This is a genomic window from Microvirga mediterraneensis (genome assembly GCF_013520865.1).
GTDB classification, from domain to species: Bacteria; Pseudomonadota; Alphaproteobacteria; order Rhizobiales; family Beijerinckiaceae; genus Microvirga; species Microvirga mediterraneensis.
The window spans coordinates 889,147-908,544 of sequence record NZ_JACDXJ010000001.1; the positions used below are offsets into that span (position 1 = coordinate 889,147).

Consider the following 19,398-nt stretch of genomic DNA (forward strand, 5'->3'; position numbering starts at 1 on the left):
GGTTTTCGATTGGTCATGATCCTGAAATGGTAAGGCGTGTTGCATCCTCTGACGCGTTGCGGGTCCGGTTTTGGGGCATACGCGGCTCCACCTGCGCATCCGGCCCCCAATTCGTCGAGTTCGGCTCGCACACGCCGTGCGTCGAGGTTCGATGCGGAGACCGCCTGTTCATCCTCGATGCGGGAACCGGTCTCTCCGCTCTCGGCACCGAAATCGGCGCCGCCGCGCCCGAGAAGATCGACATTCTCCTCAGCCATCTTCATCTCGACCACATCAGCGGCCTTCCCTTCTTCAAGCCTGCGCTTCTCTCAAAGGAGCGGGTGATCCGCACTTATTGCGGCCATCTGGAAGGGGAGAGCGCGATGGAGCCCCTGAACCGCATCTTCGCCCCGCCGCTCTTTCCCGTGCGCCTCGGCCAGCTTCCCGCCCGGTTCGAGCACCACGGCTTCAGAGCGGGCGAGCCCCTCGTCCTCGACGACGGAACACGGATCGACACTCACCTCCTGAACCATCCCGGCGGAGCCACGGGCTTCCGCATCAGCCACCGGGGCCGCAGCATCTGCTACATCAGCGACGTGGAGCACAGCGACCCCTGGCCCGATCCGAGCCTCGCTGATTTCGTGCGCGGCACCGACCTGATGGTCTTCGACGGCATGTTCTCCGACGCCGAATATTCCTATTGCCGCGGCTGGGGCCATTCCACCTGGCAGAAGGGCGTCGAGCTGGCGCAGAGCGCCGGTGTGAAGGCGCTGGCGATCTTCCACCTCTATCCCGGTCACGACGACGCCTTCCTGAAAGCCGCCGAGGCCGAGATGAAGGCCGTCATGCCCACGGCCTTCATGGCCCGCGAGCGCCAGTGCTTCGCTTTCGAGCCGCTGGAAGACGACCTGGACGCGACCTGCCCGGAACCTCCGGCGAAAGCCGAAGAGACACGTCCCGCTTCCCTGAAGGATTTCGCGACCTGAAGCCCGCGCCCGGCGCGGTTTCCCTGAACGGGTCTCCCCTTTCACGAAAAATGTTTTAAGGTGCCGGCCACTTCATCAGGCAGGCCTTTTCATGTCAGCTCCCATCCTTGTCACCGGTGCGGCCGGCTTCATCGGCTTCCACGTGGCGCAGCGGCTTCTGGCCGACGGCCATCAGGTGGTCGGGGTCGACAGCTTCACGCCCTATTACGACGTGAGCCTGAAGGAAGCCCGCTTCGGCAAGCTGACCCCGCACAACACCTTTCTAGGCGAGCGCCTGGATCTCGCGGACGCCGAGGCGACCCGCGACCTGTTTCAGCGCCATCGCTTCGGGCGGGTGATCCATCTCGCGGCCCAGCCGGGCGTACGCTTCGTCGATCCGCACCCCTATGCGGCGTCGAACCTCGTCGGCTTCATGAACATGCTGGAAGCCTGCCGCCACGGCGGTATCGGGCACCTCGTCTATGCCTCGTCGAGCTCGGTCTACGGGGCCAACCGCAAGCTGCCCTTCTCCGAGCACGACAGCGCCGACCATCCGATCAGTCTCTATGCCGCCACGAAGAAGGCCAACGAGATGATGGCGCATTCCTATGCCTATCTCTTCGGGCTGCCCTGCACGGCCCTGCGCTTCTTCACCGTCTACGGCCCCTGGGGCCGGCCCGACATGGCGGTCTACAAGTTCACCCATGCCATCGCCGAGGGCCAGGAGATCCAGGTCGCCCACGCGGGACGGGTCTGGCGCGACTTCACTTACGTGGACGATATCGTGGAGGGGATCGTGCGGCTGGTCGACCGGGTGCCCGCGCCCGATCCGGCCTGGAATTCCGTGAATCCCGATCCGGCCACAGGCCCCGCGCCGCACCGGGTCTACAACATCGGCAACGACAGCCCGGAAGAGGTGAACCGCCTGATCGCGATCATCGAGGATGCGCTCGGCAGGAAAGCGAAGCGCGTGGACGTGCCGCTTCCACCCGGCGACGTGCTGGAGACGCGCGCGGACGTGACGGATCTGCGCCGCGACGTGGGCTTCGCGCCCGCGACGTCGCTGGAGGAAGGTATCAGGCGCTTCGTGGCCTGGTACCGCGACTATCACGGGGCGTAGGATGATTGTCGTCTTCGCCCTCGTTGCCGCGACGTTTCTGTCGACCGTTCTCATCCTTGCTTTGAAACCCCTGCTCATCCGTTATGCGCTGGCGCGGCCGAATGCGCGGTCGAGCCATAAGGCACCGACACCTCAGGGTGGAGGCATCGCGGTTCTGGCTGCGACTCTTTCCGTCGTGGGTTTCTCGTCGCTCTGGCTTGTGTTTCCCGTCACCTATTTCCTGCTCGTCGCAGCTGCAGCCATCGCATTCGCTGTTCTGGGAACGGCTGACGACATCCGGCCGCTGCCGGCATGGATCCGTCTCGTTCTGCAATTCATCGTTGTCGCCGCGGTCATTTTTGAACCAGGGATCCGGATTCTTCCGGAGCCCGTTCCATTAGCTGTCGAACGGATTCTCCTCATCATAGGCGGCGTCTGGTTCGTCAACCTCGTCAACTTCATGGACGGGCTGGACTGGATCTCTGTCGCAGAAATGGTCCCGATCACCGCGTTCATCGCAGGTTTGGGGCTGATCGGCGTCCTGCCCATGTGGATCGCGGTTCTTGCAGCGGCGCTTTGCGGCGCACTGCTCGGCTTCGCGCCCTTCAACAAGCCCGTCGCCCGGCTCTTCCTCGGCGATGTCGGCTCGCTTTCGATCGGCCTCCTCGTCGGCTGGATGCTGCTGCAGCTCGCCGGAACCGGGGCACTCGCGGCGGCGCTCCTGCTGCCGCTCTATTACCTCATGGACGCGACCATCACCCTGCTGCGCCGCCTCGCGCGGCGTGAAAAGGTGTGGGAGGCGCATCGCAGCCATTTCTACCAGAAGGCCACGGACAACGGCTTCTCCGTCCTCCAGGTCAACGCCCATGTTTTCGGCCTCAACCTTGTTTTGGCCGGTCTCGCCGCTATGACCCTTGTCTGGCCCTCGGGCGTGGCGCAGGTCGCGGCGCTTAGCCTCGGCGCCATTCTCGTCGGCCTGGTTCTCAGGCGTTTCTCGCGTCCCCGCGTGTCAGTATCCTTGGAGGTTTCCCGATGAATGCACCCTTGATTGCCCTGACCGGCGCCACGGGTTTCATCGGACGACATCTCCTGAACGAACTGCCCCGGCGCGGCTACCGGGTCCGGGTGCTGCTGCGCCGGCCGTCCGAGGTGCCCGCCGGCGCGTCGAGCGCGGTGATCGGCGACATCGCCTCCCCGCACAACATGGCGGCGGCGTTGCGCGACGTGGACATGGTGATCCACTCGGCGGGGCTCGCCCATGCCATGTCGGGGCGGCCGGAGGACGATTACCGGACCATCAACACCGAGGCGACCGTGAAGCTCGCCCAGGCGGCCGAGCGGGCAGGCGTCAAGCGCTTCGTGTTCCTCTCCTCGATCCGGGCCCAGACCGGCCCGACCGCCGAGGGCGTCCTGACCGAGGAGCGGGAGCCGCGCCCCACCGATCCTTACGGCCGCTCGAAGCTCGAAGCCGAGCGGGGCCTCTCCGCCCTCGGGCTCGACTGGACGGCCCTTCGCCCCGCGCTCGTCTACGGCCCCGGCGTGAAGGGCAACATGGCGGCGCTCCTGCGGCTGGCGCAATCGCCCTGGCCCCTACCGCTGGGCGGCCTGAGCGCCAAACGGTCCCTTCTCGCCCTCGACAATCTCACCGAGGCCGTGGACACGGTCCTGCGCGCGCAGGGCTCCTTAAGGCGCCCCTTCATCGTGGCCGATCCGGAGCCGGTGACGATCCCCGAGATCGTCGCGGCTCTGCGCAGCGGGTTCGGACGTGGGCCCGGGCTCGTCCCGGTGCCGTCGTTCATCCTGCGGGGGGCGGCCGCCCTCACGGGCCGGAACGAGGCCTATGAGCGGCTGGCGGGGGCGCTGATCGCGAGCCCCGAAGCCTTGCGGCAACTTGGGTGGCGGCCGGTCAGCTCGACGCGAGACGCGCTTGCTGAACTGGCACGGCAGGCTGGGGCGCAGGCTTCCGGCGCTTGAACTCCGGGATCGCATCCTCGAACACCTGCTCGGCCAGGGCGCGGTCGCCGTCCGCGATGGAACGCATCAGGACCTGCAGCCACTGATCGACCCGGGCCCGGTCGGCGAAGATGGGTTTCGCCGCCATGACGCCATCGATGCCGATTTCCGTGCGGGGTTCCTCGCGGGCAAAAAGGATCTCGTGCAGCCGCTCGCCGGGACGCGTGCCGGTGACCTGGATCTCGATATCCTCGCCCGGCTCGTATCCGGCGAGCCGGATCATCCGTTCGGCCAGTTCGTAGATCTTCACCGGCTGGCCCATCTTGAGCACGTAGACCGAGGCGCGCTCGTCGCCCTTGGTGCGCTCCGTCAGGGCGCGGCTCTCTTCCGCGTGGGACGCGGAGGTGAGCACGAGATCCGCCGCCTCGCGGGTGGTCATGAAATAGCGCACCATGTCCGGATGGGTGACCGTGAGCGGCCCGCCACGGGCGATCTGCGCCTTGAATTTCGGCACCACGGAACCGACCGAACCCAGCACGTTGCCGAAGCGCACCGCGATGATGCGGGTGGCGCCGTTGCGGCCCATGAACTCGGCGTCCAGCGCCTGTCCGTACATCTCGGCGAAGCGCTTGGTGGCGCCGAGCATGGAGACCGGGTCGATGGCCTTGTCGGTGGAGATCATCACGATGGTGTCGGCCCCGGCCTCCACCGCCGCATCGGCGACGTTCACCGAGCCGAACACGTTGGTCTTGACCCCCTCGGTCCAGTTCTTCTCGAGATAGGGAACATGCTTGAGGGCGGCGGCGTGGAAGACCACCTCGGGCTGGAACCCGTTCATCACCTCGCGCACCCGCTCCCGGTCGCGTACGTCGGCGATGACCCCGTCAACGTTGGTGTCGCTCGAGAGCAGGGTCGGGTTCTCCAGGATGTGGTGCAGGGACGGCTCCGAGCTTTCGAGGATCATGAGGTCGCTCGCCCCGAAAGCGACCACGCGGGTGCAGATCTCGGACCCGATGGAGCCGCCGCCGCCCGTCACGAGCACGCGCTTGCCGCGAATGAAGTTCTCGAGCCGCTTCCGGTCGATCTGCACGGTCGGGCGCAGGAGCAGGTCCTCGATCTCCAGCGGCGCGAGCTCGGCGTCGCGCATGCCTTCGCCCAGGCTCGTGACCCGCACCAGCGGCAGGCCGAGGCGGCGGGCGCGGGCGAGCAGCATGTCCGGGTGCGCTTCCGGCATGAGGGCGCTCGGCGTCGCCAGGAGGCGGCGGATCGGCGTGCCCCGCTCATGAAAGTCCTGAATGACCTGATCGAGATCGGCAAAGGTGCCCAGCACGGGCACGCCGCGCATGGATTGCCCGACATCGTCGGGGCGCCAGGACAGGATGCCCTTGGGCTGCGTCTTCTTGACCGTGCCGGCCTCGATGGCGCGCAGGATCACCTCGATGTCGCTGCCGCGCCCGAGCAGCAGGGTCGGCGTGCTGGCATCGCGCTGCAGGGTGTGGCGCGAGCGGGCATACTTCATGTAGCGGAACGCCAGCCGCGGACCGCCCAGCAGGAACATCTGGATCAGCCAGTAGAGCGCGATCGTGATCTTGCCGAAGAAGAACGTGCCGCGAAGCTGCGGCGAGACGAGAAGGTAATCGACCACCAGCAGGGCGACCGCCAGGATGGTCGCGGCCCGGAAGATGTTGAACAGGTCGGGCAGGGACGCGAAGCGCCATTTGGACTTGTAGAGCTGGGAGAACCAGTAGACCACGCCCGCGAAGGCGATGAAGGGCGGAAGGAAAAGCGGCAGATGGGCGAGCCGGTCGTGAAGGACCGAACCGTCGAAGCGCACGTAGAAGGTCGCGAGGACGGCCACGCCCGTCATCACGAGATCATGCACAACGATGAGCGCTTTCTTGAGACCCTGCCGATTCATAGCCCTGCCGTACCGTAGCGCATCGTGCGGCCCCGATGGGCCGCGTGAGCGAACAATGGACCCCGTTTTCTGCGAAGAACGATGCGCCAGCAACGAGAAGAAGCACCGAATGGATCCCAAAATGTAAAATCACTTCGGGTCCGGCGCTCTGAACCAAGGGGTATCCGTCGGGCTTAGGGCTTTGTCAATGTAAGTCCGTAACAGACGGCCCATGCGCGGAATTCATTGCCGGAGGTCCGGCAGGGGGCTTTCGGCCACCACCAGGAAACCGCCCGCCTGCCTCAGAACCTGCGCCCTGATGCCGAAGGTCGCGGCGAGCCGTTCGCCGGTCAGAACCGTCTCAGGCGGGCCGGAGGCTTCGACTTTGCCCCCGTGGAGCAGCACGATCTCGTCCGCGAAGCGGGCCGCCAGCGTCAGGTCGTGCATGATGGCGACCACGGTGGCACCGGCCCGGGCACGGGCCTTCAGGACATCGAGCACGACGAGCTGATGGCGCGGGTCGAGGGCCGCGACGGGCTCGTCGGCCAGCAGCACCGGCGCCTGCGTGGCGAGAGCGCGGGCGAGCAGCGCCCGGGCCCGCTCGCCGCCGGACAGGGCCGTGGCGGGCCTCCGGCCGAGATCCTGCAGGCCGACGGAGCGGAGCGCCGAGGCGACCGCCTCCCGGCCGGTCTTCGGCAGGCGATCCGGATGTTCCCCATGGGGCAGTCGGCCGAGCGCGACCACGCCCGCGACCGGCAGCGGCCAGGCCACGCCGCCGCCCTGGGGCAAGTAGGCGATGGCGCGCGCCCGCTCGCCGGCAGGCATCCCGAGGAGGGAGCGGTCGTTCAGGACGACCTCGCCCTTCGTGGGCACCGCCAGACCGGCCAGGCTTCGCAGCAGGGTCGTCTTGCCGGCCCCGTTCGGTCCCACGATCACCGTGAAGCGTCCCGGCTGCAGGGACAGGTCGATCCCATCGAGGGCGCGGCGGGTCCCGAGCTCCACCGTCAGGGACCGGGCTTCGAGACGCGTCATGCGGGCGTCTCCACCAGCTCCGCCCTGCGGCGGGCGATCACCCAGAGGAAGAACGGGACGCCGAGCAGGGCCGTCAGCACGCCGATCTTCACCTCGGGGCCGGATGGGATGAGGCGCACGCCGATATCGGCGGCGAGCAGGAGTGCAGCCCCGGCAAGGCCCGCCGGGACGAGGGTGCGGGCCGGATCGTAGCCCACGAAGGGGCGCACGAAATGCGGCACGACCAGGCCGACGAAGCCGATGGAGCCGGCCACGGCCACCGAGGCTCCCGTGCCGATGGCGGCGCCCGCGACGATCAGGCCGCGCAGGAGCGCCACGTCGATCCCGAGGCTTCGCGCCGTCTCCTCGCCGAGGGCCAGCGCCCGCAGGCCCGGTCCCGCCGACAGGATCAGGGCCGAGGCCAGGGCGATGAAGGGTGCGCAGAGCAGCACATGGACGAAGGACCTGTCCTCGAAGGAGCCGAGGAGCCAGAACACGATCTCCGTCACGGCGAAGGGATTGGGCGAGAGGCTGATGGCCAGCGACGTGCCGGCCCCAGCCAGGGAGCCGACCGCGAGACCTGCGAGAACCAGCACCACGATGGTGGCGCCCCGTCCCGCGACCGCCACGACGAGCGCGATGGACAGGAGGGCCCCGGCAATCGCCGCGAAAGGAAGCGCCCAGGACAGGCTGCCCACGAGCCCGAAATAGATCACGAGCACCGCCCCGAAAGCGGCTGCCTGCGGCGCGCCGAACACCGCCGTGTCGGCGAGCGGGTTGCGCAACAGGCCCTGCAGCCCCGCGCCGGAGAGACCGAAGATCCAGCCCGCCGGCAGGGCCAGCAGCGTGCGCGGCAGGCGGATCTCCCGCACCACGATGACGGCCGCTCCCTGGTCCGACACGAGCGCCCGCAGGGCCGTGGACACCGTGATCGGCGCCGGGCCGACGACGAGGGACGCCACACTCAGGCATCCGAGAAGAACGATCAGGCCGGAAAGAAGGGACGACCGGGCGAGGGACATGGTTTGACGGTTTCGTTGCTCCCTTCGATAGAGCACGAAACGCCGGCAGGACAAAGCCGGCCGACCGCTCACGCTCGAGCGACCGTCACACAGCCAGCCGCTTCCGCCATTCCTTCGGCGCGGTGATGCTGCCGAGGTTGAGCCATTCGGCCATCAGGCGAAGCTCGTCTCCGAGAGCGGGGGCGATTGCGTCCGGAACCACGGAGGCCTCCGGGTGAATCGAGTGCACGATGAGGTTGCCGGCGGCCCGGTCGGCCTTGAGGTCAACGCGGGCCACGATCCTCTCGCCGAGCACGAAGGGCAGGCAATAATAGCCGAATTCCCGCTTCTCGGCCGGTGTGTAGATCTCGATCCGGTAGCGGAAATCGAACAGGCGCTCGGTGCGCGTGCGCTCCCAGACGATGGGGTCGAAGGGAGAAACGAGGGCCCGGGCCTCGACACGGCGGGGAAGTTTGGCCTGCGGGTCGAGATAGACCGGTCCGTTCCAGCCCTCGACCGTGACGGGAACGAGATCGCCGGCCTCCACCAGTTCGGGAATGCGGGCCTTCGCGTCCTGCGGCTCCAGGCGGAAATAGTCGCGCAGGCAGCGCTCGGACGCGATGCCGAGCGACTTGATGGAGTGCCGCAGCAAGGCGCGCTGCGCCTCATCAGCCGGCGGCGTCGGGACGTTCAGGATGTCCGGGGGCAGGACCCGCTCCGGCAGATCGTAGATGCGCTCGAAGCCGCGCCGCGTGGCGGTGGTGACTTCTCCGGCCCAGAACAGCCATTCCAGAGCCCGCTTGCCGTCGCTCCAGCCCCACCAGGAGCCCTGGCCCTTATGTCCGCCGGACAGCTCGCCCGCGGCCATGGGACCATGCGCGGCGATCTCGCGGCGCACCTCCTCGATGAAGGCGCGCTTTTCCTGTCCGAATTTGGCGAGCCCGCCATAGATGCCCTCGCCCCGCCGGGCCCGCTCCATGCGCCAGCGGAAGAGAGGCTGCAGGTCGAGGCGTATCAGCGAAGCTTCGTGGCCCCAATATTCGAAGGTCTCGCGCTTCCGGGCGTGCCAAGCAAGCGTCTCGAGGAGATTGCGGTCGTAGGCGCCGATCCGCGAGAAGAGCGGCATGTAATGGGCCCGCACCAGCACGTTGACCGAATCGATCTGCAGCAGGTGCGAGCGCTGAAGCGCGCGGCTCACGTGCCGCCTGGAAGTCGATGCCGGCCGGGCTTCGTGGAGCCCTTGGGCGGCGAGCGCGATGCGACGGGCTTGAGCGAGACTCAGTTTGGTGCGGAATGCCATGAGCGAACAATACCGGAACGTCGCGACAGGGCGCCAGAGCCGTGACCTTTTCGAGGCCCGGAACGAGGCGGAACCTGGGGATCTTTCCCCACCCCGCCTCTCCAAGACCGGCGGAACGCGGGGAGAAGCCGGATAGCCACGGTTTTCCGGGCCAATTCCGACGAGCGGAGGCTTTTCAGCTCTGCAAAAAATCCTCCGCCATAGGCGCGTCACTATTGCAATTCCGCAAGGTCGGCTTGGCGTCCCGGACTCTCGTAACGGCACCATCGCGGATCTATCTTCATCGCAACATTATTGATGGAGACAGCCCCATGAAGCTGACCGGAATTCACCATTTAACGGCCGTGACCGCCAACGCGCCGGGCAACCATGCCTTCTACACGCAGTCCCTGGGCCTGCGCCTCGTCAAGAAGACCGTGAACCAGGACGATGTGAGCGCCTATCATCTGTTCTACGCCGACGGAGAGGCTTCTCCCGGAACGGACATCACCTTCTTCGACTGGCCGGTCGAGCGCGAGCGGCGCGGCACGCACAGCATCTCGCAGACGGCCCTGCGGGTGAACGGCGAGAAGGCGCTGCAATGGTGGAAGGACCGCTTCGGCAGCCTCGACATCCGCCACGAGTCCATCGTGGAGCGTGACGGACGGCTCAGCCTCGACTTCGAGGATTTCGAGGGGCAGCGCCTCAGCCTCGTGGACGACGGCGGGCAGGGTGAGGCGCATCCGTGGGAGCGCAGCTCCGTGCCGGTGGAATACCAGATCCGCGGCCTCGGGCCGATCCGGATCAGCGTGCCGAAGCTCGAGCGCACGGCTCGCGTCCTGACGGAGGCGATGGATATGCGCGCCGTCCGCGAGTACCGGGTCGGCGATACGCCGGTCCACGTGTTCGAGATGGGCGAGGGCGGTCCGGCGGCGGAGCTGCATGTCGCGGTGGAGCCCGGCCTCCCTCCGGCCCGTCCGGGAGCGGGCGGCGTGCACCACGTGGCTTTCCGCACGCCGAACGAGCAGACCTATCAGGAATGCTGGGAGCGGCTGCAATCCCTGCGGGCCCCTTCCAGCGGTCCGGTCGATCGCTACTATTTCCAGAGCCTGTACTTCCGCGAGCCGAACGGGATCCTGTTCGAAATCGCCACGGACGGTCCGGGCTTCGCCACGGACGAGCCCATGGACAAGCTCGGCGAACGCCTGTCCCTGCCGCCCTTCCTGGAGCCCAGGCGGGCACAGATCGAAGCGGGCCTCAAACCGCTCTGATTGCGTGCATCGACGGCGGAATAACCGCAAAGGTTGAAAACCGCCTCGCACTCGCTTGCGAGGCGGTTTTTGCTTCATGAAATCCGATCGGAATCGATGCCGCTACGTTTGAATAACCATGGCGGAATAACGTTAGCGATTTGACAGCTTTTACTTCCGTAGCGGAGTTGTGTAACACTTTGAACAAATCTATGTGTTTCTATCGCTTAAAATTAATGTTCCGTAGGGGATTTGCATGCTCGGCGCCAAGATGAGAATGGGCCTGCTGGGAACGCTTATCGCGTTCCTGGGTATTTTCGGCGTGGCTTATGCCGCGTCGCTGCCTGCTCCCAAGGAGCGGCCGATCCTCACGATCTCCGGAAAGATCGACGTCACTAACAAGGACAATACGGCCCAGTTCGATCGCACCATGCTGGAATCGATGGGTCTTGTCACAATCGAAACCACGTCGCCCTGGTATGAGGGAAAGGTGAAGTTCGAAGGCGTTCTGCTCGACAAGCTGATGAAGCTGGTCGGAGCGAAGGGAGAACGCGTGTCCGTCATCGCTCTCAACGATTACGCCACCGAGATTCCGATCGCGGATTTCGCGAAATACAACGTCATTCTCGCCATCAAGCGCGACGGCGAATATATGCCTGTGCGGGACAAAGGTCCGCTGTTCATCGTTTATCCATACGACAGCAACCCCGAACTCAAGAGCCAGACCTATTATGCTCGATCAGCCTGGCAGGTTGCCAAGATCGAAGTGAAGTAGCAGCAGACCGGCAGGTCTCGGAGGCCTTACACATTTGTCCTTGCGCACCTTCAAAGCGATTATTGCAATCGTCATTGGCGGCTTTCTGATCGCCGGCATCTACATCTCGGTGCTGGTTGTTCAACGTCAGGGTGCATTGCAGCAGATCTCCGTCTACAACCCGGCCTGGGAGGCGGGGCAAGCCGCCTCCGAATTCGTCCGTCTCGAACACCGCCTGTCCGAATTCGGTAAGCCGGGAACGGATGTCGACAAGGAGGAAGTGGATCTGCGCTTCGATATCCTGCTCGGCAGGGCCAGGATGCTGAACGAGGGCAGTTTCCAGGATCTTCTCCAGCGCAATCCCGAACATCACGCGACACTCCGGGCTTTCCAGGATACGCTTGCCGCAGCTCAGCCCCTGATCGCGGACATCGAACGGAACCCCGACGCAGCCAGGCAGGCTCTCGATCTCCTGCGCCCGCTGGAAGGCAAGCTCGCACAGCTTGCATCCGTGGCGCACAACCATGGCGCGGCGCTCGTCCAAAGGGACCAGCAGGAGTTGATCCGTCTGCACTGGGCCTTCTCCGGCATCGCGGCAAGCCTGATCCTCGTCGGGGTCGTCCTGATCTTCCTCCTCGACAAGCACAACCGCCTGTTGGGACGTGCCCATGAGGAGCTGCATGTCCTGGCCCATCAGGACGCTCTCACGGGCCTGCCCAATCGCGTGGTGCTTCGCAACGAGCTGGAAAATGCGCTCGTGCGTCTGAAGCCGAACGGCCGCACGCTGGCGGTCTCCTACCTGGATCTGGATCACTTCAAGGATGTGAACGATTCCTTCGGCCATGAAACGGGCGACGAGCTGCTCAAGGCCGTGGCCGAGCGGCTGCGGGCCTGTATTCCGGCCAGCGAAGGCCAGGTGCGGAACCTGATTTCACGGTTTGGCGGCGACGAGTTCGCCATTCTGCAGACCGGCATCCGCCGGCCGGAGGAATGCGCCGCGCTCGCATCGCGCATCGTCGAGGCGTTGCGCGAACCGTTCAGCGTGAACGGGCAGGAGCTTTTCATCGGCACCAGCATCGGCATCGCGCTGGCTCAGAAGAACGTCACCTCGAGCCAGATCCTGAAACATGCCGACATGGCGCTCTATCATGCCAAGGCCGACGGACGTGGCACGTTCCGCTTCTTCGAGCCGGACATGGACGAGCAGCTTCAGGCCCGCCGCGCCCTGGAGGTCGATCTGCGCAAGGCGATGACCAACGGCGAATTCGAGCTGTACTATCAGCCTCAGATCAACATCCAGAGAAGCGAGATCGGCGGCTTCGAGGCTCTCCTGCGCTGGCACCATCCCGAGCGCGGCCTTGTCCCGCCGGCGGAGTTCATCCCCGTCATCGAAGATACCGGGCTCATCTCGCCCCTGGGCGACTGGATCATCGAGCAGGCCTGCAGGGAGGCATCCACCTGGCCGGGCGAGATGCGCGTCGCCGTCAATCTCTCGCCGATTCAGTTCCGCAATCGCGGCCTCGTGCAGAGCGTCAGCAATGCCCTGGCGTCGTCAGGACTTCCTCCGCACAGGCTGGAACTGGAGATCACCGAGACGGTCCTCCTGCAGGACAACGAGATGACCGTTTCCACGCTCCATCAGCTGCGCCGGCTCGGCGTGCGCATCGCGATGGACGATTTCGGAACCGGCTATTCGTCCCTGAGCTACCTGCGCAGCTTCCCGTTCGACAAGATCAAGATCGATCAGTCCTTCGTGCGGGAAATGTCGCAGCGGGCGGATTGCCTGGCTATCGTGCAGTCGGTCGCCAATCTCGGGGCCAGCTTAGGCATGCCGACAGTGGCCGAAGGAATCGAGACGGAGGATCAGCTGCGGCAGGTTCAAGCAGCCGGATGCACCGACGCGCAGGGCTATTATTTCGGGCGTCCCAAACCCGCCCGGGAACTGGTCCATACGCTGGATGCCCTCAAGAACAAAGTCAGAGTGGCTTAGGTCCGATGCCGTATCAGGCATTGAAGATGGGCGTCCGCGTAACTTCAGGCCTGAAGCGAACTGTGCTAGGTACATTTTCCATTGCCTAAACGCGAAAACTCCGAATGAATCAGTATTCGGCAAGCCGCGCCTTTAGGGCAGCGACCAATCAGAATCGACGACGGGAGCAGGATTGATGAAGACATACTGCGAATTTACGTTCGAGGCCGCGCACTCGGTGGCTCCTTACTCCGGGCTGCATGGACATACATTCATCGTCAAGCTCACTTTCGGCGGCGCCGTCGACGAGATCTATGGCTGGCCGGTCAACCTCTATGAGGTCGAGAATTACATTAAGGAAATCAAGGGCGAGCACGGATCGGGCCTGGATCACGGCAATCTCGATCTCAACCCCGAGATCGGCATCGCCTCGCTCGAGAACGTGACGACCTATATCTGGCGCCTGGTGAAGAACCGGTTCCCGAACCTCGAGGAGGTCGAGCTCAGGCGCGGCATGCCCGGATCCACGGAAGGCTGCATCTATCGCGGCGAAGCGGCGGACCGCAGCAGTCTCGCGGCCTGAGAATACGAGGCTTCAAAGTAAAAGAGCCGCCTCGTGAGGGCGGCTCTTTCGTTGTGGATGCCTGCTGCCGGTCGTCAGGGCGTGTAGCCGAACGAATAGGACACCGTCAGCCCGGCGCCGAACTGGTTCTCCGAGCCGAACTGCTTGACGATCGGGCTGTCGGCCGCGTCGCCGACCAAGCGCTTATAGGTCACGAAGGCGGTGGTCGACCATTGCGGAGACCAGTCGTAGCTGATGGCCCCCGTGACGCCCACGGACGTGATGCCGCCGGACGGCCGATAGGGCGTGACCTGGCCGTTCAGCGCCGCCTCGACGGGCGTCACGCCGAAATAGGTCTCCATGAACTCGCTGTCGCCGAGGGCGAGGCGGGGGCCGACCGAGACCGTGAAGGCCCCGAAGCGCTGGACCGCATCGAGGCCGAAATCGGCCACGAAGCCCTCATGCCCGCCGAAGCCGCGCCGGATCTCGGCACGGGCCCGCAGGAACTCGAGCGGCCAGTATTCCACGAAGACGCCGGGCTCTACCGCCCAGTCGATCTTCTCCAGGCCGAAGAGCTCGCGGTTGTCCTGATAGTAGCGCCCGCCCACGAAACGCCCCACGACGCCGACGCGGACGGCGGAATCCTCCAGGAACGAGAAGCTCAGGCCATCGTCGGGAGCGCTGAAGCGCTCGACCGTTCCGGCCCGGCGGAAGCTCAAGGACGGATAGCCGATGAAGCTGGATTCGTCCGAACCCGGATAGGACGGCCCGACCCGCAGGTTGCCCTTCACGGTGACGATCCAGCCCGCGGATTCCTGCATGGGCTGGGGCGAAAAGAACAGATCGGCCGCCTGAGCCGTGGTCGTGCCCGCCACGAGGGCGGCGAGAACGGCGAGGGATGGGGCTGCGCGCATGGCTCTTCCGATTGCAATTTCCATCATGCCGTCGTGGCCGCAAACGGCCGTAAGGTCAAGCCTTCGATTGGCCTATGGTTTCGTGTTCGTGACCCGTCGGGCAAGAACTTTCGCGGGCTTGGGCGGTTGAACGAAAGACAGAATGTTGCAAGGGAGAAATTCTTGTCCGTGTTCAGCGCCAGCAGCCGTCCGCGACCGGACGAGTTCTATCCCAAGCCGCCGCCGACGGAACCGGTACCGGATGTTCCGGCACCTCCCGAGACGCCCCAGCCGGTTCTTCCCGGCGCTCCGTCCTCCCTGCCTGAACAGCCGCCGGAACCCGAGCAGCCCGTCATCCACCCGATGCCGCCGCCCGAGGTACCGTGAGGGGCTGATTCGGAAACGATCCCCGGCCTGTTCAGGCGCCCTCGACGCGAAGGTTGTTCTGCACATGCGTGATGCCGGAGGCCAGCTCCGCCAGGTCTTCCGCCCGGCGCTTGAGGCCGCGGCTCGACACGGTTCCGGTGAGCGTGACCTCGCCGTCCTTCACCACGACCTCGACGTTCGACGCATCGATGAAGGGATCCTCGGTCAGGCGTTCGCACACGTCCTCGTGAATCCGCTCGTCCGAACGCCTGTAGCCCTTGGGCCCGCGCCCGCGATGGGCGCCGCTGGAGCTTCCGGCTTCTCGGCCGGAGCGCACTTCAGGATCGTTCGGATCGCGCGAACCGAAGGCACCCAGGCCGGACCGAACATGGCTGTAGCCCGGATCGAAGCCTTCGTCGTCCGGCGGTCCGCCTCGGCCGTCGTCGATCACGCCGCCGGCAAAGTCGCCGGCATCGCCACCGTAGCCGCCCGGATATTGCCGTCCCTCGCCGCGAAAGCCGACGGCGCCGCGGGGCGGCATGTCGCCATAGCCGTTATCGTCGTTGAGAGGGTTCCGATTCCTGCGGCGGACATCTACCATCGTTCTGCTCCAGATCTTTCGCAGGAGCAACCATCCGGCTTCCCTCCGGTTCCGCATAAAAGGGGGCAGGTTTTCCGGCATGAAAGCAGATCGGCGCATCGCGCTTTTCAATGACATCTTCGACCGCGACCAGGGACGATGCGTCTATTGCGGCATTCACGCGAGGCGGCCGGGGCGCGGCGTCAAGCGCGCTCCCGATCTCGCGACACTCGATCACGTGACGCCCAAATCGGCCGGAGGTCCCCTCAACCGCGACAACATCGTGCTGGCCTGCGCCGCCTGTAACAACGAGCGCGGCACCATGGATGCGCAGGCGTTCAGGGATTTGAAAGCGCGACAGGCGAAACGACCGGGGCTTTGAAGCCGCATGGGCGTGGAACAGGTCCGTCCGTCCCGACGTTCGACAGCCAGAAGCGTCACGGCGAAAGGACATGATCGATGAACATCGAGGATCAGGTGCGCGAGGCCATCGTCGCCGAACTGAAGCGCCAGTCGGAGGCGGGCGAGCAGGGCCTTCGGGTCAAGTCGGGCGAGGCCGAGATGATCACCGTCGAAGGGCGCGTCAACCTCGATGAGCTGACGATGGCGGTCGTCGGATCCCTGGCCGGCGGGCCGTGAAGCTTCAGGCCCCTGCCGCTGCAGCCCCGAGCTGCGCCGATGCCTCCTCCTGCCGCGGATCAAGGGCGAGATAGAGCAGACGCCGCCGCACCCTTGGAGCATCGTCGAGGAGCGACAGGCTTTTCTCCATGTCGCGCGCTCCGGCAGCCCAGCGGTCGCGGATCGAGGAGGGCGAGTAGTCGAAAGCCTTGCCGGCGCGCTCGTCGCTTCCCGCGTAATAGGCCAGATGCAGCAGCGTGGCCTTTGAGCCGTCCGGCTCCCATCGGTCGCGCAGGGCATATTCCCGTTCGAGCGCTCTGAGAGTCCGTCGCGTGGAGCTGGCGAAGATGAGATCGTTTGCCCGTTCCGCCGTCGAATCGAGCGAAGCCGGCCGGGAGGCGTGCAGGTTGAAAAGCTCGACAGCGATGCAGGTGAAATCCTGATCCATCGGTTCGGCGAACGGTACATCGAGGGGCAGATTGTTGGTGTAGCCCGGATCGCAAAGCAACCGGCCGCCGATCTCGACCGGCGGGAAGACAGGCGTGATCGCGGCGCTGGCCAGGAAGTGCTCGGGCGTAAGCATGTCGCGGGTGGTGTCGAACAGGACCTCGTCACCGGATTCCAGATCGACGCAGACGACGGTGAGCCTGATATCGCCCCGGTTCAGCCGGTCGAAATCGACGAGCCGCTCCAAGGTCCGCCGCAGAGGGGCGTGGTCATAGAGCGCCACATCGTCCGGCATCCAGGGCAGCATGGACAGCATCCCGGGAAAACGATGGCCGAACAATCCCGGCCGTCCGAACAGGAGCGCCGTGATCGTGTGAAGCTCGTTGTAGCTGTGCCGAATCCTCGTGCCGCGTCCCAGCCGGCCCGGCGAGCGGATCATCGCCTCGTCCCAGAACGCTCTGAGCCGGTCCAGGCGATCCTCGGGCGCGTTCCCGGCGATGATCGCGCCCGTGACCGCCCCGATGGATCCGCCGACGATCCATTGCGGTTCGAAAGCCTGCCGCAGAAGGATTTCGGATGCTCCGGCCAGATAGGAGCCGAGCGCATTGCCGCCGCCGAGCACCAGGACGAGCGGCTGCTCCATGCCCAACTTCTCCCGACCGGCTTTCGACGAAGGGTTCATTGGAAAAGCCTTGGCAAGCCGGCGCACGCCGCCAGGTTTGATATACCCCTCCTATGCGCCCATAGGAGACGGCAGGAAACGCTCGCCTCCGGTGAGGGTTCCGGGCATGGACAGCGCCAATGCGAGGAGACGACCGTGGCAAAGCAGGACATTTCCATCCGGACTGAAGACGGGACTGCCCAGGCGGGATTGTTCCGCTCGAGCGATCGGCCTGCGGCGGGCGTGATCCTCTACATGGATGCGTTCGGGCCGCGACCCGCGCTCGATGCGATGGCCGAGCGTCTCGAGGGCGAGGGCTATCTGGTTCTCGTTCCCGATCTCTTCTATCGCTTCGGCGATTATGGCCCTCTCGATGCCAAGACGGCCTTCTCGGTGGAGCCGACCCGCACCGCGTTGAGGGGCATGGTCGAAGGGACGAGCCAGGACATGACCCGGCGGGACTCGGCCGCGTTCATCGCCGCCTTGACGGAGGCCGGCGCCACGGGCCGGATCGGCACGGTCGGCTATTGCATGGGCGGGAGCCGCGCCATCCATGCAGCGGCGGCCTATCCCGACCGCGTCGCGGCCGCGGCGAGCTTCCATGGCGGCCGCCACGCCAGCGACGCCCCCGACAGCCCGCATCGTCATGTGTCGACGATCAAGGGCCGCGTCTATGTGGGCAGCGCCGGTGTGGACGGCAGCTTCCCGCCCGAACAATCGGCCCTTCTGGCGGAGGCGCTGCGGCGGGCGGAGGTCGATCACATCATCGAAAACTATGTCGGCATGGCCCATGGCTGGGCCGTGTCCGATCACGGTGTCTATGACGAGCAAGGCGCCGAGCGGCACTGGAAGCGGCTGCTTACCATCTTCGACGAGACGCTGCGGTGAACATTCACGCCGGCTTCGACGCCTTCGACGGCAACGGGAACAAACCCATGAAGAGATGGGCGACGGCCCGATCGCCCTCGACCTGCAGCACGCCCGCCTGTTCCAGCCCCTCCAGCGACTGGCCGCCATAGATCGCGCCGGCGAGCACCGGTGGTGCTCCCGTCAGGGTCACGTCGGTCCGATCGAGCGGCGCGCGGGCGATCTCGATCCGGCCATCGGCCACATGCGCGACAAAGGTGTCCTCGCCGATGCGGAAGCCGATCCGCGCATCCATGCCCGCCGCGCGCTTCGCATCGAACATCGTCCTCATGGACAGGATCAGGGACGCGGTGCTGAACGGCAGGGTCAGGTCGTGCGACGGCGAGCGGGCGGCCCAGCGGCCCATGGCCTGGAAGATCGGCTCGCTTTCATAGCCCCATTCCGTCAGTTCGTAGACCTGCGCTGCGGCGGGCGGCGGCAGCTTGCGCCGCACGACGATACCCGCTGTCTCCAGCCCTTCGAGGCGCTGCGTCAGGACGTTGGCGCTGATTCCGGGCAGGCTCTCGCGCAGGTCGCTGAAGCGCTTCGGCCCCAGCATGAGCTCGCGCATCACCAGAAGGGCCCAGCGCTCACCGACGAGATCGAGCGCGTGGGCGGTCGCGCACGCGTCCTCGTAATGACGCCTGGAGCGACCTTCCGCGTTATTTGTTATTTTTTCTAACTTCATAGTTGCTATTTATAACTAGACGTGGAATCCATGTCAAACCACAAGCCAAGAGGGAGCGACTCAATGCCCAAGCTGATCTTCGTCAACCTGCCCGTCAGCGACCTGTCCCGGTCCATCGCCTTCTACGAAGCCCTGGGAGCGGTGAAGAACGAGCAGTTCTCCGACCATACCGCCGCCTGCATGGTCGTCTCCGAGACCATCCACGTGATGCTCCTGACGCACGACAAGTTCCGCCAGTTCACGCCGAAGAAGATCGCCGATGCCAAGGACAGCACCGAGGTGCTGATCTGCCTATCTGCCGACAGCCGCGACGAGGTTGACACGACCCTCGCCAAGGCCGCGGCCGCAGGCGGCACGATCGATCCGGGCCCGAAGCAGGATTACGGCTTCATGTATGGCCGCAGCTTCGAGGATCCGGACGGGCACATCTGGGAGGTGATGTGGATGGATCTCGCAGCCGCCAAGGACGCCATGAGCGCACCGGCCATGGCCTGAACGCAAGATGGTCAAAAGGGAGTGA

The 19,398-nt window shown here is 65.5% G+C and carries 21 protein-coding genes; 13 read left to right on the forward strand and 8 right to left on the reverse strand.

Annotation, left to right across the window (positions count from 1 at the left end; translation table 11 throughout):
• The first annotated feature begins 26 nt into the window (after positions 1-26).
• From H0S73_RS04215 to H0S73_RS04230, 4 genes are all read left to right on the forward strand, one after another.
• The gene (locus tag H0S73_RS04215) at positions 27-965 is read left to right on the forward strand and encodes an MBL fold metallo-hydrolase (protein ID WP_181050982.1); all 939 of its coding nucleotides are present in this window, start codon (positions 27-29) and stop codon (positions 963-965) included.
• A gap of 91 nt (positions 966-1,056) precedes the next feature.
• On the forward strand, positions 1,057-2,064 hold the full coding sequence (locus tag H0S73_RS04220) for an NAD-dependent epimerase (RefSeq protein ID WP_181050983.1): 1,008 nt from the start codon (positions 1,057-1,059) through the stop codon (positions 2,062-2,064).
• Position 2,065: 1 nt separating this feature from the next.
• Complete coding sequence (locus H0S73_RS04225; RefSeq protein WP_181050984.1) at positions 2,066-3,079, forward strand: MraY family glycosyltransferase; 1,014 nt, start codon at positions 2,066-2,068, stop codon at positions 3,077-3,079.
• Positions 3,076-4,017 carry an NAD-dependent epimerase/dehydratase family protein gene (locus H0S73_RS04230; protein ID WP_181050985.1) on the forward strand — a complete coding sequence of 314 codons (942 nt, stop codon included), beginning with the start codon at positions 3,076-3,078 and terminating at the stop codon, positions 4,015-4,017. Before H0S73_RS04225 ends, H0S73_RS04230 begins: the two co-directional genes overlap by 4 nt.
• Here the strand turns inward: H0S73_RS04230 and H0S73_RS04235 are convergent.
• From H0S73_RS04235 to H0S73_RS04250, 4 genes are all read right to left on the reverse strand, one after another.
• The gene (locus H0S73_RS04235; RefSeq protein WP_181050986.1) at positions 3,950-5,914 is read right to left on the reverse strand and encodes a nucleoside-diphosphate sugar epimerase/dehydratase; all 1,965 of its coding nucleotides are present in this window, start codon (positions 5,912-5,914) and stop codon (positions 3,950-3,952) included. The two genes, H0S73_RS04230 and H0S73_RS04235, sit on opposite strands and share 68 nt — an antisense overlap.
• A 222-nt stretch (positions 5,915-6,136) precedes the next feature.
• The gene (locus tag H0S73_RS04240) at positions 6,137-6,925 is read right to left on the reverse strand and encodes an ABC transporter ATP-binding protein (protein ID WP_181050987.1); all 789 of its coding nucleotides are present in this window, start codon (positions 6,923-6,925) and stop codon (positions 6,137-6,139) included.
• On the reverse strand, positions 6,922-7,926 hold the full coding sequence (locus H0S73_RS04245; protein WP_181050988.1) for a FecCD family ABC transporter permease: 1,005 nt from the start codon (positions 7,924-7,926) through the stop codon (positions 6,922-6,924). Before H0S73_RS04245 ends, H0S73_RS04240 begins: the two co-directional genes overlap by 4 nt.
• An 85-nt stretch (positions 7,927-8,011) precedes the next feature.
• Positions 8,012-9,205: a winged helix-turn-helix domain-containing protein gene (locus tag H0S73_RS04250; RefSeq protein WP_181050989.1), complete on the reverse strand. Its 1,194-nt coding sequence runs from the start codon at positions 9,203-9,205 to the stop codon at positions 8,012-8,014.
• 311 nt (positions 9,206-9,516) lie between these two features.
• On the opposite strand from H0S73_RS04250, the gene H0S73_RS04255 reads away from it, so the two are divergent.
• The 4 genes from H0S73_RS04255 to H0S73_RS04270 all read left to right on the forward strand — a co-directional run bounded on the left by H0S73_RS04255 (position 9,517) and on the right by H0S73_RS04270 (position 13,740).
• Positions 9,517-10,455 carry a ring-cleaving dioxygenase gene (locus H0S73_RS04255; protein ID WP_181050990.1) on the forward strand — a complete coding sequence of 313 codons (939 nt, stop codon included), beginning with the start codon at positions 9,517-9,519 and terminating at the stop codon, positions 10,453-10,455.
• A 256-nt stretch (positions 10,456-10,711) separates the two neighbouring features.
• A complete protein-coding gene (locus H0S73_RS04260) occupies positions 10,712-11,209 on the forward strand; it encodes a putative pterin-binding protein (protein WP_425488212.1) in 498 nt (165 codons plus the stop codon).
• A gap of 40 nt (positions 11,210-11,249) precedes the next feature.
• Positions 11,250-13,178 carry a putative bifunctional diguanylate cyclase/phosphodiesterase gene (locus tag H0S73_RS04265; protein WP_181050992.1) on the forward strand — a complete coding sequence of 643 codons (1,929 nt, stop codon included), beginning with the start codon at positions 11,250-11,252 and terminating at the stop codon, positions 13,176-13,178.
• A 175-nt stretch (positions 13,179-13,353) separates the two neighbouring features.
• Positions 13,354-13,740, forward strand: a complete 387-nt coding sequence (locus tag H0S73_RS04270; protein ID WP_181050993.1) for a 6-carboxytetrahydropterin synthase — start codon at positions 13,354-13,356, stop codon at positions 13,738-13,740.
• 74 nt (positions 13,741-13,814) lie between these two features.
• Here the strand turns inward: H0S73_RS04270 and H0S73_RS04275 are convergent, their stop codons facing one another.
• The gene (locus H0S73_RS04275) at positions 13,815-14,633 is read right to left on the reverse strand and encodes a MipA/OmpV family protein (RefSeq protein ID WP_181050994.1); all 819 of its coding nucleotides are present in this window, start codon (positions 14,631-14,633) and stop codon (positions 13,815-13,817) included.
• A gap of 162 nt (positions 14,634-14,795) precedes the next feature.
• On the opposite strand from H0S73_RS04275, the gene H0S73_RS04280 reads away from it, so the two are divergent.
• Entirely contained in the window at positions 14,796-14,999 is a 204-nt protein-coding gene (locus tag H0S73_RS04280; protein ID WP_181050995.1) for a hypothetical protein, read from the forward strand.
• Between the two features lie 31 nt (positions 15,000-15,030).
• Here the strand turns inward: H0S73_RS04280 and H0S73_RS04285 are convergent, their stop codons facing one another.
• The gene (locus H0S73_RS04285) at positions 15,031-15,579 is read right to left on the reverse strand and encodes a BON domain-containing protein (protein WP_202049771.1); all 549 of its coding nucleotides are present in this window, start codon (positions 15,577-15,579) and stop codon (positions 15,031-15,033) included.
• Positions 15,580-15,658: 79 nt separating this feature from the next.
• Here H0S73_RS04285 and H0S73_RS04290 point away from each other — a divergent pair, with 79 nt between their 5' ends.
• Together H0S73_RS04290 and H0S73_RS04295 are read left to right on the forward strand one after the other, a co-directional pair.
• Positions 15,659-15,940 (forward strand): HNH endonuclease, encoded by a 282-nt coding sequence (locus H0S73_RS04290; RefSeq protein ID WP_181050997.1) that lies wholly within the window; start codon positions 15,659-15,661, stop codon positions 15,938-15,940.
• A gap of 77 nt (positions 15,941-16,017) precedes the next feature.
• Positions 16,018-16,197, forward strand: a complete 180-nt coding sequence (locus H0S73_RS04295; RefSeq protein ID WP_181050998.1) for a hypothetical protein — start codon at positions 16,018-16,020, stop codon at positions 16,195-16,197.
• A gap of 4 nt (positions 16,198-16,201) precedes the next feature.
• Here the strand turns inward: H0S73_RS04295 and H0S73_RS04300 are convergent, their stop codons facing one another.
• On the reverse strand, positions 16,202-17,266 hold the full coding sequence (locus tag H0S73_RS04300; protein WP_246388721.1) for a patatin-like phospholipase family protein: 1,065 nt from the start codon (positions 17,264-17,266) through the stop codon (positions 16,202-16,204).
• Positions 17,267-17,440: 174 nt separating this feature from the next.
• Between H0S73_RS04300 and H0S73_RS04305 the strand changes: the two genes are divergently transcribed.
• A complete protein-coding gene (locus tag H0S73_RS04305; RefSeq protein WP_181051000.1) occupies positions 17,441-18,172 on the forward strand; it encodes a dienelactone hydrolase family protein in 732 nt (243 codons plus the stop codon).
• 4 nt (positions 18,173-18,176) lie between these two features.
• Here H0S73_RS04305 and H0S73_RS04310 read toward each other — a convergent pair whose 3' ends face one another.
• Entirely contained in the window at positions 18,177-18,878 is a 702-nt protein-coding gene (locus H0S73_RS04310; RefSeq protein ID WP_181051001.1) for a winged helix-turn-helix transcriptional regulator, read from the reverse strand.
• Positions 18,879-18,941: 63 nt separating this feature from the next.
• Here H0S73_RS04310 and H0S73_RS04315 point away from each other — a divergent pair, with 63 nt between their 5' ends.
• The gene (locus tag H0S73_RS04315) at positions 18,942-19,373 is read left to right on the forward strand and encodes a VOC family protein (protein ID WP_181051002.1); all 432 of its coding nucleotides are present in this window, start codon (positions 18,942-18,944) and stop codon (positions 19,371-19,373) included.
• Positions 19,374-19,398: the final 25 nt, after the last annotated feature.

Coding starts and splice junctions, on each gene's coding strand:
- H0S73_RS04250 (WP_181050989.1), bottom strand. CDS start 9,205: ATGGCATTCCGCACCAAACTGAGTCTCGCTCAAGCCCGTCGCATCGCG.
- H0S73_RS04245 (WP_181050988.1), bottom strand. CDS start 7,926: ATGTCCCTCGCCCGGTCGTCCCTTCTTTCCGGCCTGATCGTTCTTCTC.
- H0S73_RS04215 (WP_181050982.1), top strand. CDS start 27: ATGGTAAGGCGTGTTGCATCCTCTGACGCGTTGCGGGTCCGGTTTTGG.
- H0S73_RS04275 (WP_181050994.1), bottom strand. CDS start 14,633: ATGCGCGCAGCCCCATCCCTCGCCGTTCTCGCCGCCCTCGTGGCGGGC.
- H0S73_RS04285 (WP_202049771.1), bottom strand. CDS start 15,579: ATGGTAGATGTCCGCCGCAGGAATCGGAACCCTCTCAACGACGATAAC.
- H0S73_RS04235 (WP_181050986.1), bottom strand. CDS start 5,914: ATGAATCGGCAGGGTCTCAAGAAAGCGCTCATCGTTGTGCATGATCTC.
- H0S73_RS04255 (WP_181050990.1), top strand. CDS start 9,517: ATGAAGCTGACCGGAATTCACCATTTAACGGCCGTGACCGCCAACGCG.
- H0S73_RS04310 (WP_181051001.1), bottom strand. CDS start 18,878: ATGAAGTTAGAAAAAATAACAAATAACGCGGAAGGTCGCTCCAGGCGT.
- H0S73_RS04240 (WP_181050987.1), bottom strand. CDS start 6,925: ATGACGCGTCTCGAAGCCCGGTCCCTGACGGTGGAGCTCGGGACCCGC.
- H0S73_RS04225 (WP_181050984.1), top strand. CDS start 2,066: ATGATTGTCGTCTTCGCCCTCGTTGCCGCGACGTTTCTGTCGACCGTT.
- H0S73_RS04290 (WP_181050997.1), top strand. CDS start 15,659: ATGAAAGCAGATCGGCGCATCGCGCTTTTCAATGACATCTTCGACCGC.
- H0S73_RS04315 (WP_181051002.1), top strand. CDS start 18,942: ATGCCCAAGCTGATCTTCGTCAACCTGCCCGTCAGCGACCTGTCCCGG.
- H0S73_RS04300 (WP_246388721.1), bottom strand. CDS start 17,266: ATGGAGCAGCCGCTCGTCCTGGTGCTCGGCGGCGGCAATGCGCTCGGC.
- H0S73_RS04230 (WP_181050985.1), top strand. CDS start 3,076: ATGAATGCACCCTTGATTGCCCTGACCGGCGCCACGGGTTTCATCGGA.
- H0S73_RS04220 (WP_181050983.1), top strand. CDS start 1,057: ATGTCAGCTCCCATCCTTGTCACCGGTGCGGCCGGCTTCATCGGCTTC.
- H0S73_RS04270 (WP_181050993.1), top strand. CDS start 13,354: ATGAAGACATACTGCGAATTTACGTTCGAGGCCGCGCACTCGGTGGCT.
- H0S73_RS04260 (WP_425488212.1), top strand. CDS start 10,712: ATGGGCCTGCTGGGAACGCTTATCGCGTTCCTGGGTATTTTCGGCGTG.
- H0S73_RS04295 (WP_181050998.1), top strand. CDS start 16,018: ATGAACATCGAGGATCAGGTGCGCGAGGCCATCGTCGCCGAACTGAAG.